10 protein-coding genes are annotated in these 11,497 nt (G+C 67.3%); 6 read left to right on the top strand and 4 right to left on the bottom strand.

Features of this window, described 5'->3' with window-relative positions:
* Positions 1–65: 65 nt before the first annotated feature.
* Positions 66–794, bottom strand: coding sequence for a TetR/AcrR family transcriptional regulator (locus IU452_RS22955; protein ID WP_324192768.1), 729 nt, complete (start codon positions 792–794; stop codon positions 66–68).
* Positions 795–894: 100 nt separating this feature from the next.
* Between IU452_RS22955 and IU452_RS22950 the strand changes: the two genes are divergently transcribed.
* Both IU452_RS22950 and IU452_RS22945 read left to right on the top strand, forming a co-directional pair.
* Positions 895–1,794 carry an AurF N-oxygenase family protein gene (locus tag IU452_RS22950; protein WP_195111166.1) on the top strand — a complete coding sequence of 300 codons (900 nt, stop codon included), beginning with the start codon at positions 895–897 and terminating at the stop codon, positions 1,792–1,794.
* Positions 1,791–2,729 (top strand): DUF4873 domain-containing protein, encoded by a 939-nt coding sequence (locus tag IU452_RS22945; RefSeq protein ID WP_195111165.1) that lies wholly within the window; start codon positions 1,791–1,793, stop codon positions 2,727–2,729. Before IU452_RS22950 ends, IU452_RS22945 begins: the two co-directional genes overlap by 4 nt.
* A gap of 182 nt (positions 2,730–2,911) precedes the next feature.
* On the opposite strand, the gene IU452_RS22940 is transcribed toward IU452_RS22945, so the two are convergent.
* The 3 genes from IU452_RS22940 to glnA are packed head-to-tail and all read right to left on the bottom strand — an operon-like array spanning position 2,912 to position 5,155.
* Positions 2,912–3,268 (bottom strand): nuclear transport factor 2 family protein, encoded by a 357-nt coding sequence (locus tag IU452_RS22940; RefSeq protein ID WP_195111164.1) that lies wholly within the window; start codon positions 3,266–3,268, stop codon positions 2,912–2,914.
* A gap of 35 nt (positions 3,269–3,303) precedes the next feature.
* The gene (locus IU452_RS22935; RefSeq protein WP_228818531.1) at positions 3,304–3,684 is read right to left on the bottom strand and encodes an ArsC/Spx/MgsR family protein; all 381 of its coding nucleotides are present in this window, start codon (positions 3,682–3,684) and stop codon (positions 3,304–3,306) included.
* A gap of 34 nt (positions 3,685–3,718) precedes the next feature.
* Positions 3,719–5,155, bottom strand: coding sequence for a type I glutamate--ammonia ligase (glnA, locus tag IU452_RS22930; RefSeq protein WP_195111163.1), 1,437 nt, complete (start codon positions 5,153–5,155; stop codon positions 3,719–3,721).
* Positions 5,156–5,722: 567 nt separating this feature from the next.
* Between glnA and IU452_RS22925 the strand changes: the two genes are divergently transcribed.
* The 4 genes from IU452_RS22925 (at position 5,723) to IU452_RS22910 (ending at position 11,401) form a co-directional block, all read left to right on the top strand.
* Positions 5,723–7,489: an AMP-dependent synthetase/ligase gene (locus tag IU452_RS22925; RefSeq protein WP_195111312.1), complete on the top strand. Its 1,767-nt coding sequence runs from the start codon at positions 5,723–5,725 to the stop codon at positions 7,487–7,489.
* A 19-nt stretch (positions 7,490–7,508) separates the two neighbouring features.
* The gene (locus IU452_RS39245; RefSeq protein WP_195111162.1) at positions 7,509–8,702 is read left to right on the top strand and encodes a PucR family transcriptional regulator; all 1,194 of its coding nucleotides are present in this window, start codon (positions 7,509–7,511) and stop codon (positions 8,700–8,702) included.
* A gap of 530 nt (positions 8,703–9,232) precedes the next feature.
* Positions 9,233–10,696: a condensation domain-containing protein gene (locus tag IU452_RS22915; protein WP_195111161.1), complete on the top strand. Its 1,464-nt coding sequence runs from the start codon at positions 9,233–9,235 to the stop codon at positions 10,694–10,696.
* Between the two features lie 84 nt (positions 10,697–10,780).
* Positions 10,781–11,401 (top strand): TetR/AcrR family transcriptional regulator, encoded by a 621-nt coding sequence (locus tag IU452_RS22910; RefSeq protein ID WP_195111160.1) that lies wholly within the window; start codon positions 10,781–10,783, stop codon positions 11,399–11,401.
* Positions 11,402–11,497 lie beyond the last annotated feature (96 nt).

The following is an 11,497-nucleotide window of genomic DNA, read 5'->3' as shown; positions in this document are numbered from 1 at the left end:
GTCCAGCCCCCGGAGACACCGGCAGGGCCGCGAGCGCCTTCATCAACCGGCGGAAGACCCGAAACCTACTGCGCCGGAAGCGCTTCGGCGCGGTCGAGCAGATCCGCGACGAGGGTGTCGCGCTGCAGCGGCACGCCGAGGCTGCGGGCATTGCCCTCGAACAGGGCCAGGACGGATTCGGCGAGAATGCCTTCGACCTGATCGGAGGTCAGGGTGGTGGCCGGATCGGCACGCCAGCTGTTGACCACGCCGTCCACGAAGCCGATGATGCCGAAGGCCATCGGCCGGGCGCGTTCGGTATCGATGCCGAAGCGGGCCAGCGAGGCGGCGAACAGGTCGGCCAACCGCCCGCCGATCCGGTCGCGGGCACCGGCCAGCGCCTGCGAATCCCCGTGCGGCGCGTCCCCGGCGAGGAACCGGTGCAGATGCGGATGGCGATCCACCCAGCCCACATACGTGCCCACCGCGCCGCGCACCGCATCCTTGAGGGTGCCGTCGGCGCGCAGCGTCGGCATCAGCTCCGCCAGCAGCGACTCCAGAATCCGGCGGCGAATCTGATCGTCGAGATCGGCGCGGCCGTCGAAATGGCGATACACCACCGGGCGGGGCAGCCGCAGCCGATCCGCGATCTGCTGCACCGACACGTCGACGCCGTTCTCCTCGATCACCGCGACCGCGGCATCGAGCACCTCCGCGCGCCTCTGCTGCTTGTGCCCGTTCCAGCGGGTGGTGCGACCGTCGACGACGATCTGCGCGGCACGACGCGGCCCTGACTTCCCGCTGGACTTGGTCACATGCCAACGATACCGCCGCGCTATTGACCGTTACAGGATGTCTCACTAATCTGTGTGTAACAGCTTGTATCGGCTACTTGAGAGCGTTTGGAGGGCTGTCATGGGCAATGAGGCCACACTGCTCCCCCAGGAGTCCTTCGCGCAGCGTCTGCTGACCGGATCGGTGAAGAAGTCCTACGACCCGGTCGTCGACATGGACTGGGATGCACCGCTGGATCCGGAGAAACTGTTCCTGCCACCCGAGGTGGTCTCGCTCTACGGCACCGAGCTGTGGGAGTCGATGACACCGCAGCAGCGCCGCGAGCTGTCGCGCCAGGAGCTGGCGAATGTGCTGTCGGTCGGCATCTGGTTCGAGAATCTGCTCAACCGGCTGCTGCTGCGGGAGTTGATGAACGGCGATCCGACCAGCCGCCACTCGCACTACACACTGACCGAGATGGGCGACGAATGCCGGCACATGATGATGTTCGGTAAGCTCATCGATCGCATCGAGGCCCGCCCGTACTGGCCGAAACCTCCTGCGCGCGTGATCATCTCGACGCTGCAGCTGTTCCTGCGCGGCTCCATGACCTGGGTGGGCGCACTCGTCGGCGAGGAGATCTTCGACGCGCTGCAGCGCCGCACGCTCGACGATCCCGAACTGCAGCCACTGGTGTCGCGGGCGATGCGCATCCATGTCACCGAGGAGGCGCGCCATATCGGTTTCGCGCGCGATGCGCTGGCGCGCCGGGTGCCGACCATGTCGCGCGCCGAATTGGTCTATACGCGCCTGTGTGTCGCGGTCGCGGCGCCGCTGTTCGTCTATCTGATGACCAATCGCCACATGTACACCCGAGCGGGGCTGGACGGCCGCGTGGCCAAGCGGATCGCGGTGAACAACCCCTATGCCAAGCGCGCACTGGGCACCGGCGCGGCGAATCTGGGTGCGTTCCTGGACAAGCAGGGTTTGATCGGCCCGGTCGGCAAGTGGATCTGGCGGCGGCGGGGGCTGCTGGAATGACCGCCCGCAGGGAAGAGACCGCCGTCGCGATCGTCGGCGCAGGTGCCGCCGGGCTGAGCATGGCGAGCGAGTTGCGGCGGGCCGGGGTCGGTGAATTCGTGGTGTTCGAGCAGGCCGCGGACGCCTCCCCCGAACTGCGGCGCATTCTCGACCGCCACCACCTGAGCACTCACGTCCGGTGGCGAGCAGAGGTTGCCGCACTGGATTTCGACGAAGAGGCCGACGAGTGGACGGTGCGCCTTGCCGACCAGCGGATCTGTCGCGCCCGCGTGGTGCTGCTCGCATGCGGGCCGCGGGTCACCGATCGACACATCGCCGGAGTCGACGGGCGAACGATCGAAAACACCCGGGACACAGCGGCATTCCTCGGCCTCGCGCTGCACGGGTTCCCGAATCTGTTCTTCCTGGCCCCGCCGGATCTCGCCGCCACGCACCGCCTGCCGCAGTTCCCGCTCGAGGCCCGCACCCGATATCTCCGACACTGCGTGGACCTGCTGCTGCGCACCTCCAGCACCCGCATCGAGGTCCGCGCGGCCACCCAGCACGAGTTCGACAGGCGGCTGCGTTCCGGCTCCTATCGCCCGTCGCTGCGCCACCCCTATCCGCACCATTTCGATCTCACGGTGGCCGCGGATCGGGAACCGGCACATGAATATTCGGGCCCGGCAGTGCTCGACGCGCCCGGCGCCGAGATGCCGGTCACGGTCACCCTGAACGGACATCCGGATCCCATCGATGGCCGCTACCACTGGTACGGGCGGGTGGTTGCCGCCGACGGCGCGGAGCTGCCGGACCCCGGCCGCGGCCAGGTGTTCCTGACACTGCCCGGCGGCGCTCCGGCGGCCGGACGGCTCCAGGAGCGCGACCCGTGGGGGCACCTGCGCATCGTGGGCGTCGGCGCCCCGCCGTTCCCCCTCGAGTCGGCGCACGGCTGATCGGCGGAAGGCGGTGGGCCACAGGTAGTTCCGGCTGCCGCCGGGACGGCGAAGGATGCGGTCGACTTGATCGGGCGACGGCACCCTCCGGGACGCCGGGTCATCCCCCGCCGGTATTCCGTGGGCGAGGTCCCCGCCCCGCCGTCCCGCCGACAGCCGGAAAGCGGTGCGGGAGTGCGGATTCAGGCGGGCACCTTGTCCAGGAATCCGTGCACCTGCTTGATGCGCCCGCCTTCGAGGGCGATCACGTCGAAGCCGACGACCAGCGGCTCGGCGCCGGGCGCCCCGAGCAGCCAGGTGAACCGGGCGATGTCGTGGTGCCCGTCGACCGGGCCGAGGGTGAACTGCAGTCCGGCGAACTGCTGCTGCGCCCCGCCGATCACCTGGTCGATCGCCTCGACCCCGCCGACCTGCGCCAGCGGATCGGTGTAGGTGGCGTCGGGGGTGAACACCTCGGCGAGCAGCGCCTTGCGCTTGTCCGCGTCCTGCTCGTTCCAGGAGTCGATGTACCGCCGGGCAATGGTTTCGTATTCGCTCATGGCACAAGCATCTTCGCCCCCGCGCAGGGAGTCGATTACGCGCGAGGTAAGGGCAACGACCGCAGCGACTGCTGGTCGCGGGCGACCACCGCCCGTCCGGCGGCGACGGCCACGATCGGCCGCTGGATCAGCTTCGGGTGATCGGCCAGCGCGCCGATCCAGCGATCGCGCTCCTCGGACGTGCGCGACCAGGCGCTCATCCCCAGTTCCTTGGCCTCGTGCTCACCGGTGCGGGTGATCTCCCACGGCTCGAGGCCGAGCCGATCGAGCATGCCGCGAATCTCCGCGGCCGTCGGCGGATCCTCGAGATAGCGCCGCTCGGTGTAGGCGACTCCGGCCTTGTCCAGAACCGCCTTGGCGGCCCGACTCTTGGAGCACCGCGGGTTGTGCCAGATCTCGATCTGCTCGGATGTCATGCCCGCACCCTACCGAGGGCGGGGAAGGAGGGGCTTAGACGTCGAAGTACAGCTCGAATTCGAAGGGGTGGGGGCGGACGTTGATCTCGGCGATCTCGGTGTCGCGCTTGAGGCGGATCCAGGTGTCGATGAGGTCGGGGGTGAAGACGCCGCCCTGGGTCAGGTAGTCGTGGTCGTCCTCGAGCCTGTCGATGACCGCCGCGAGGCTCTCGGGGGTCTGCACGACCTCCGCGGATTCCTCGGGGGTGAGTTCGTAGAGGTCCTTATCGATCGGCATGGCCGGCTCGATCTTGTTCATGATGCCGTCCAGGCCCGCCATCATCATGGCCGCGAACGACAGATACGGATTGCCGGAGGAATCCGGGCAGCGGAATTCCAGCCGCTTGGCATTGGCATTGGCGCCGGTGACCGGAATACGCACGGCCGCCGAGCGATTGCGCTGGCTGTACACGAGATTCACCGGGGCCTCGAAACCGGGCACCAGCCGCTTGTAGGAATTCACCGTCGGATTGGTGAAGGCCAGCAGTGACGGCGCGTGATGCAGGAGCCCGCCGATGTAATGGCGCGCCAGATCCGACAGCCCGGCATATCCGGCCTCGTCGTAGAACAGCGCCGACCCGTCCTTCCACAACGACTGGTGGACATGCATTCCCGACCCGTTGTCACCGAACAGCGGTTTCGGCATGAACGTCACCGTCTTGTCGTACTGCCAGGCGGTGTTCTTCACGATGTACTTGTACAGCTGCAGATCGTCGGCGGCGGCGAGCAGGGTATTGAACCGATAGTTGATCTCGGCCTGTCCGGCCGTGCCGACCTCGTGATGCCCCTTCTCGAGTTCCAGGCCCGCCCGCTGCAGATTCGTGCACATCGCATCGCGCAGGTCGACATCGTGGTCGTAGGGGGCGACCGGGAAGTATCCGCCCTTCGACCGCACCTTGTAGCCGCGGTTGATGGTGCCGTCCGGGTTGTACTTCTCGCCGGTGTTCCAGTCCGCCGACGCCGAATCCACCTCGTAGAAGGAGGAATTCATGGTGGTCTCGTAGCGGACGGTGTCGAAGATGTAGAACTCGGCCTCCGGGCCGAAATAGGCGGTATCGGCGATGCCGGTGGACCGCAGATATTCCTCGGCCTTGCGGGCGACGTTGCGGGGATCGCGGCTGTAGGCCTCGCGGGTGTGCGGATCGTGCACGAAACAGTTGATGTTGAGCGTCTTGGCCGCGCGGAACGGATCCAGCTGACAGGTCCGCAGATCCGGCAGCAGCAACATATCCGATTCGTGGATCTGCTGGAAGCCGCGCACCGACGAGCCGTCGAAGGCGATGCCGGCGTCGACGAACTCGGGACCGAACATCTTCGCGGGGATCGAGAAATGCTGCTGTACGCCGGGCACATCGCAGAAACGCACGTCGACGTATTCGACTTCCTCGGCGCTGATGTACTCCAGAACTCCATCGGTGGTGGGGGTGATCACCGGTAACTCCTCATGAACTCGCGGCACGGCACTTTCCGCGAGGCGGCCCGGTCCCGGTCGGCTGCGCCCCGGTCGGATCCGACGGTCTCCTCGTCGCCGTTCCACGATACGACTTCTCGATCGACTCCGGAATGCGAATCGTCTTGTCCACCAAGATCATTCATTGCATTTCCATCGCCGCGGCCCCGCTACCGGCTCGAAGGCGCCCGGCACCGAGGAAATGGGACATTAAATAGCAATCTGCTATCACTGCCAGGCTCGTGACAGACCGGCATCGATCGAGGCATAATCTGATAAATGAGATTACCATTTTCGCCCGTTGGCCAGATCCGGAGGTGCCCCGAGGTGCCGTATCGACTGCTCGCAGCGAACACCCCTGTTCCCCGCTCGTGCACAGTGCACAAATCGGGACACTCCGGTCTGCCCGATTGCCGGTGGCGGCCCGCCCCCGTTTGAGGTCTGCTGGAGGTGACGCCGAGGTCACCGTCGTGACCTCGACCATTCGTGAACCAGAGGTAGGTTGTGAGTTCTTCGACAGCCGCGACGGACCGGATCCGACCGCGCACCATGTGCGAGGCATTCCAGAACAACGTCGCCCGCTATTCCGATCTGGTCGCAGTGCGAACCCGCGGCGACTCGGTGCGAATCACCTGGCGTGAGTACGGCTCCCGGGTCCGCGCCATCGCCACCGGGCTGGCGGCGCTGGGTATCGAGCGTGGCGACACGGTGGCCTTGATGCTGACCAATCGCCCGGAATTCCACCTCTGCGACACCGCGATACTGCACACCGGCGCCACCCCGTTCTCGGTCTACAACACCAACCCCCCGGACCTGCTCGCCTATCAGTTCGGCAATGCCGAGAACAAGGCGGTCATCTGCGAGGCCCAGTTCGCCCCGCGCGTGCTCGAGGCGGTGGAAAAGGCTGCAGCGCAAGGCCATCGGGTCGAGCACGTGATCTGCGTGGACGCCGAGGTCCCCGGCACGGTCGCCCTGGCGACGGTGGAAGCCACCGAGGCGCCGGACTTCGATTTCGAATCCAGCTGGCGGGCAGTGGATCCGGAGGATCTGCTGACCATCGTCTACACCTCCGGTACCACCGGGCCGCCGAAGGGTGTCGAGCTCACCCATACCAACTTCATGGAAAACGTCCGGATCGTCGAGGAATTCGGCGGCGGCGGCCCCGACGACCGGGTGGTGTCGTATCTGCCGGACGCGCATGCGGCCAACCGCTGGTTCGCCCACTACCTCAACATGCTCGAGGGCGGCCAGATCACCACGGTTCCCGACCTGAAGCAGGTCGCCGAGGCACTGACCGAGGTGCATCCGACCGTCTTCCTCGGCGTCCCGCGCATCTGGGTCAAGGTCAAGGCGGCCCTCGAGGAGCGGCTCGCCGCCGAAGCGAGCCCCGTGCGCCGCGCCCTGGTCGCTTGGGCGATCGACACGGGACGCAAACGGGCCCGCGCGGTCTCCGACGGCCGACCGCTCGGCACGCTGGACCGGCTGCAGTATCTGCTCGCCGACCGGCTCGTGCTGTCCACCATCCGGGCCCGGCTCGGACTGGACAAGGTGCGCCTGGCCGTCAGCGGTGCCGCGCCCATCCCGCGCGACACCCACGAGTTCTTCCTGGGTTTGGGCCTGCCGTTGTGCGAGGGCTACGGCATGACCGAGTGCACGACGGGAGCCACGCTGAACCGGCCCGAACGCATCAAGATCGGCTCCGTGGGCACCCCCCTGCCGGGCGCCGAGGTGAAGATCGCCGACGACGGCGAGGTGCTGGTGCGCGGGAAGATGGTCATGCACGGCTACCGCAAGGAACCCGAAAAGACCGCGGAGACAGTCGATTCCGAGGGCTGGCTGCACACCGGCGATATCGGCGAGATCGACGCCGAGGGCTATCTGACGATCGTCGACCGCAAGAAGGAATTGATCATCAACGCGGCAGGAAAGAACATGTCGCCGACCAATATCGAGAACATGGTCACCGAGAACACGCCCCTGGCCGGAACGGTCGCGGTCATCGGCGAGGGGCGCCCGTTCAACACCGCGCTGATCTGCCTGGACCCCGATCTGGCCGCCACCTTCGCCGAACGCAATCAGCTCCCCGACCGCGATATCGCCGCCCTGGCGAAGGATCCGCGGGTGCTCGCCAGCATCGAGGAGGGCATCGCGGCCGCCAACGCCAAGCTGTCGCGGGTCGAGCAGATCAAGAAGTACGCGGTGCTGCCGGATGTCTGGACGCCCGGCAGCGACTGCCTCACCGCCACCGGCAAGCTACGGCGTAAACCCATCGCCGCCGCATATGCCGATACCATCGAATCGCTGTACACGCCGTAAGTCCCGGACGGAGGACGCCGTGGGATCGCCGAACCGGGATCATGCCCTGGAAGCTTTGTACCAGCGCGCCGGAGTGCTGATACGGGAGTTCTCCGACTCCATGCCGCCCTATCGCACCATCCCGCGGCCTCTGGTGGCCTCCGGTCTCGAGCGTGGCGTCAAACTGAACATCGAGCTGTTCTTCGAGTTCCTGCGCCACGGGCAGATGCCCACCACCGAGGACACCCGCGAGCTGGTCGAGCTGGCCCTGGATCGAGTGCGCGACGGCGAACCGCTCGAGGAGGTGCTGGCCCGCTACCGGGTCGGCGCCGAGTACATCTTCGACCGATTGCGGGCGGCGGCCAGCCCCGACGAACGCGAGCTGATCGTCGACGCGGCCCTGCCGCTGCTGCAGTACATCACCCAGATCGTCGAGCGCATCGCCACCGCCTGCGTGCGGCGCGCTCACGACCCGCGCTGGGAACTGCTCGAGCGCCGTCGCGGCATCGCCGACGCCCTGCTGACCGGTCGCGATCCGGTGGAGTGGGCCGACGAGCCGGCGATCACCGTGCCCGATGCGTTCCTGGTGGCGGTGTTCCGCCTGAGCACCAGCGCCCCGGGCCGGGAACGACACGGCCTGGACACCAGCGAGCTGCGCCATTGCATCGAGGCCATCTCCGGAGTGTTCCTGCGGCTGGACAGCGGCGGCTGGACAGCGCTGGTCCCGCTGCAGCCCGGCGACGACGGCACGGCCACCGCGGCCGCGCTGGCGTCCCGGATGCCCGCGCGGGTCCCCGATCTGCCGCCCCCGTTCTGGGTGGGTGTCGGGGCGGCCCACACGCGCGCCGAGATCCCGGCCGTCTTCGCCGAGGCCCGGGTGCTCGCCGAACTGGGTCGCTGCCTGGACCGGCCCGAACAGCTGTGCCGCCGGAAGGATCTGCAGTTCGAATACACCGTCGCCGCCAGTGGTCCGGCCCGCCCGGGCCTGGCGACCGTGCTGGCGCCGCTGGACAGCCAGCCGCTGCTCGCCGAAACGCTCGCGGTGTTCGTCGACACCGGCTTCAATCAGCTCGCCACGGCGCGGCTGTTGAACATCCACCGCAACACGGTGACCTATCGACTGGCCCGGGTGCACGAACTCACCGGCCTGGATCCGCATCGGCCGACCGACGCGATGACCCTGTCGGCCGCCCGGATCGCGCGCAGGCTGGAATCGGCCGGATTCGCCCCGTGATCCGGCCGGTGTGTAAAAATCAGGGAAATTAAAAGTAAATTCCCTTGGCATGGGACGGTAGCCACATTCGGGCCTGTCGCATTGCCCCTGGTCGAAGTGCCGCCACGGCGAGCGGAAACCATTCTGTCCGAAATTTGCTACTTATTAGCGGCCTTCTTTACGCACCCCCTTGCACTGCCATCGAGACCTCGCCGTAACCTTTACTGGTCAGATGTCCTAGAGTCATCGGCATCCGGAGAACAACGAGGTCACCCGGAATTTCCGACCAGGGCGCGCGCCGCACGGCGCGGGCGAGGATTTCCCGTTTCGAGCCGGAAAACCACTTCCGTACGGGATTTTCTGAATACACGCGTGAAGGATGTCATGAAATTCGTCGATCCGGCCGGCATTCCCCTGCCGACCGCATGCGGTGACATTTGCGTGTCCCCTCTCGCCCGAGCATCCCGCCTGCCGCGTGCCCGTCGCACGGCGTCGCATTCCCGACCGCAGTACCGCGACGCCCACCGACGCATCGGACAAGGAGTACCGATATGGACATGATCCGCCTCACCGACTGGCTGCCCAAACCGGGTGAGCTGCTCGAATTCACCCCCAGCGCCACCGCTCTGGCGGCCGCGGCCGCCGCCGATCCGGCTCCGGTGGCCCCCTCCTACATCCAGGAGTTCCAGCTGCGACATCGGTCGGTGGATGCGCGGCACCCGGCCCGGACCGAGCTGTCGATGTGCTTCACCATCGCCGAACCGCTGGACCGCCAGGCGCTGCGCCGCACGTTCATCCAGTTCCTGCGCCGCCACGACGGGCTGCGCAGCTGGCTGGTCGCCGAGGCCACCGAGCGGTCGGCGAGCTGCCGCATCCTCGACCCCGCCTGGGTGGATCTGGACATCGTCTCCGTGGGCAGCTTCGCCTCCGGCGAGGCGTTGCGCGACCGGATCGACGACCGACTGCGGGCGCCGGACCCGGCCACCTGGCCCGCCTTCGCCCTCGGTGCGATCGACCACGGTGCGGACGGCTTCACCGTCTACGTCAGCATCGATCACGCATTCTCCGACGGCACCTCGCAGGTGGCCGCGATCTTCGAGATCCATCAGCTCTACACCTCCTATCTCGCGGGCACCGCGCCGACGCTGGCGCCGGTCGGCGGCTACTCCGACTACGCGCGCCACGAGCGGGCCACCGCCGAGCGGCAGCCCTCGGAACTGGAGCAGCTGGCCCGCATTCTCGCCGACAACATCGACCACATCCGGCCCCTCCCTTGGGATCTCGGGCTCGAGCCGGGCGCGTCGGCCGAGAGTATCGGGATGCGTTACGACCTGCTGACCGGCGCCGAATGCGACGCGTTCACCCGGGCGTGCGCGGCGGCGGGCGGTTCGTTCGCCTCCGGGATCTACGCCGCCATCGCGCTCACCGAACTCGAACTGGCCGGGCGCACGCGGTACGCGGGATTCAACATGGTCGGCACGCGCAACACCCCGAAGTTCCAGTTCACCCAGGGGTGGTTCGTCAATCTGATGCCGATCGTCTTCCACGTCGGCGTGGCGGCGCGGTTCACCGAACTCGTCGCGCGGGCGCGCACCGCCCTGCACGACATCAAGCCGCTCAGCGGAGTTCCGCTGTTCGCCGCGCTGCCGCGCGCCGCCGAACTGGCCGGGCGCGAGCTGCCGTGCGTGCGGAACTGGCCGTGGGTGTCGTATATGGATGCGCGGCCGATCTCGGGGGCGATGCTGGAACAGTCGCTGCCGGGACTGCACGGCATTCACGGGCTGTGCTCGACCTCGCCCACCGACCGGCCCTCGCCGCTGTCGTTCCACCGCGAGGCCGACCGGGTGCATGTCACCGTGTCGTTCCCGGACACCCCGCAGGCGCACGGTTCGGTCGAGCAGTACATCGAGCGCCTGCGGACGGTGCTGCGCACGGTGGCGGCGACCGGTGAATTCGCCACGGCGGCAGCGCCTTCCAGCCCTCGGCGGGAGATGCGAGCCACCGTCGTGGCCTGACGCGAGGCCAACCATTTGCCTATCGGGCAATTTTTCCCATCGGGAACTCTTGCCCAGTAGGCAAGTTTCTGTCAGGCTGGGTGCATGGCCGACGAACCCGTCCTCGGACTGCGGGAACGCAAGAAGCTCGATACCCGTAAGGCGCTCAGCGACGCCGCGCTGTGGCTGATGTTCGAGAAGGGGATCGAGAATGTGGTCCGTGAGGACATCGCGGCCCGCGCGGGGGTGTCGGTCCGCACGTTCAACAACTACTTCGCCAGCAAGTACGAGGCGCTGGCCTACCGGCAGCTCGAGCGGATGCAGCGCACGATCGATGCGCTGCGGGCCCGTCCGGCCGAGGAACCGATCTGGGATGCCGTCACGGCGGCCGTGCTGGAGCCGCTGGAGGCCGACGGTGTGCAATTCGGCCCGCCGACCCGGGAGCAGATGCGGGAGAGCCGGAAGCTGTTCGACATTCCCGAGATGCAGGCCGCCCTCAACCGCGGGATCTCCGACGATCTGGTCGCGGCGATCGCCGAACGTACCGGCACCGATCCGGATCGGGACCTGTACCCCAGGCTCGTGGCGGGTGCACTCTTCGCCGCCTATCAGGCCACCTTCGAGATCTATGTGCGAGCCGATCCTCCTGTGATCATCACAACCATTCTGCGCCAAGCGTTTTCCGCTATCGCGGCAGGGCTGCCGGACCCGCGAACTATTCGCTGATCTCCCGGGGGCCCGATCCGTCCCTGGGGTTGTCTCGTCGTTACCGAGATCCGGCGCGACCTTCGATTACCGAACACCCACCACGACAAGGGGTTT

Origin of the sequence: Nocardia transvalensis (assembly GCF_015477765.1) — a bacterium.
In the GTDB taxonomy this organism is placed as follows: domain Bacteria; phylum Actinomycetota; class Actinomycetes; order Mycobacteriales; family Mycobacteriaceae; genus Nocardia; species Nocardia transvalensis_A.
Note: the sequence above shows the minus strand (reverse complement) of the source record. Positions and strands in the feature narration are given on the sequence as shown.